Origin of the sequence: Verminephrobacter aporrectodeae subsp. tuberculatae At4 (genome assembly GCF_000193225.1) — a bacterium.
GTDB classification, from domain to species: Bacteria; Pseudomonadota; Gammaproteobacteria; order Burkholderiales; family Burkholderiaceae_C; genus Acidovorax; species Acidovorax aporrectodeae.
The window spans coordinates 1-1,000 of record NZ_AFAL01000821.1 but is presented as its reverse complement, the minus strand read 5'-3'; the positions used below and the strand labels follow the sequence as shown (position 1 = coordinate 1,000).

The following is a 1,000-nucleotide window of genomic DNA, read 5'->3' as shown; positions in this document are numbered from 1 at the left end:
GCCAGTAGCCGTTGGCGCCCAGCGCCGAGTCCACGTACAGGCTAAAGGTCTCGCTGCTGCCGGCGGTCTCCAGCGTGGCCTTGAAGCTTGTCAGCGCGATGGGCGTCTCCAGCGCCTTGGGTGTTTGGGCGGGCGCGGCCTTTTGTTCCAGGCTGGTGATGCGGGTGCTGCTGCTGGAGGGGAGCTTGCCGTTCTGACTGTCTGCGACCAGGGTCACCGAGGTGCCGGAACCGCTGCTGGTCTTGGCGCTGAAGGAGGCGACTGCGGCCTGCGTGCTGTCCTGGATGCCGTCGTTGTTGCCGTCGCCGGGGGTGGAGCCCTTGGGACCGATGGCCTGATTTTCCTGCGCGTCGGGCACGCCGTCGTAGTCCGCATTGGGCGCGCCGGGGTTTTTTTCCGGTGCGGGTGCGGGGGCAGGTCCAGGTCCAGGCGCGGGTGCAGGTGCGGGCGTGAGGTTCTCCACGGCCTGGTCGCCGAAGCTTGCTGCGTCGTTGCCTGCCGCGTCCTGTATCGCGTTGTCGCCGGTCGCCGGTTTGGTGTAGCTGAGCGTGAGCGTCTCATTGCTGGCCACGGCGCGGCTCAGCGTCAGTGTGACGGTCTTGCCCGTGACGGCAACGCTGCTGACGCGGATGGCCGCAGCGCCGGAACTGCTCAGCGCAAACGCTGATGCGAGCGCGATGTGGCTTGCGTCCAGTTGGTTTGCATCGGTGTAGCGGAGCTCCAACTGGTTGCCGTTGACCGTGACGTCGCCAAGCAGCGGGGGCGTGGTGTCTGCTGGCGTTGGCATGTTGTTCGTCACGGCCCGGTTGCCGAAGTCCGCGGCGTCGTTGCCCGCAGCGTCCTGCACCACGGCGCTGGTCGCGGGTTTGGTGTAGCTGACGTTCACCGTCTCGCCGTTGGCCACGGCGCGGCTCAGCGTGAGCGTCACGGTCTTGTCCGTTGCGCTCACCGTGGCGCTGCGCACGGTAATGGCGGTGCCCGTGCTGCTGCTCACGGTAAA

1 protein-coding gene is annotated in these 1,000 nt (G+C 67.4%); it reads right to left on the bottom strand.

Features of this window, described 5'->3' with window-relative positions; all coding sequences use genetic code 11:
• The coding region (locus tag VTU_RS29470) for a SwmB domain-containing protein (RefSeq protein WP_010108879.1) at nucleotides 1-1,000 on the bottom strand (1,000 nt) is incomplete at both ends.